Below are 276 nucleotides of genomic sequence, written 5' to 3'. Positions count from 1 at the left end.
AAAAATGATTGATAAGTACGCGCCGAATATTAAAAAGCTGATGGATACGTATCCGGAGATTCGCTCGGCGATCACGACACCTGAAGGCCATATCTATGCGCTTCCCGGGATTGTAACTGTAAACGCTGCCAGAACCGATAAGCGCTGGATGAATCAGAACTGGCTGAAGAAGCTGAATCTGAAGGAGCCTGAGACGACGGACGATCTGTACGAGGTGCTGAAAGCGTTCCGGGATAAAGATCCCAACCGCAACGGCAAGCAGGATGAAATTCCGAT

The 276-nt window shown here is 49.3% G+C and carries 1 pseudogene; it reads left to right on the top strand.

Features of this window, described 5'->3' with window-relative positions:
* Nucleotides 1-276, top strand: a pseudogene (locus KVT27_RS24475) (extracellular solute-binding protein); the annotation flags it as partial.

Source organism: Lysinibacillus sp. GbtcB16 (assembly GCF_019091145.1).
Taxonomy (GTDB): domain Bacteria; phylum Bacillota; class Bacilli; order Bacillales_A; family Planococcaceae; genus Lysinibacillus; species Lysinibacillus fusiformis.
The sequence above is the reverse complement of the archived record's forward strand: the minus strand, read 5'-3'. Positions and strand labels throughout refer to the sequence as shown.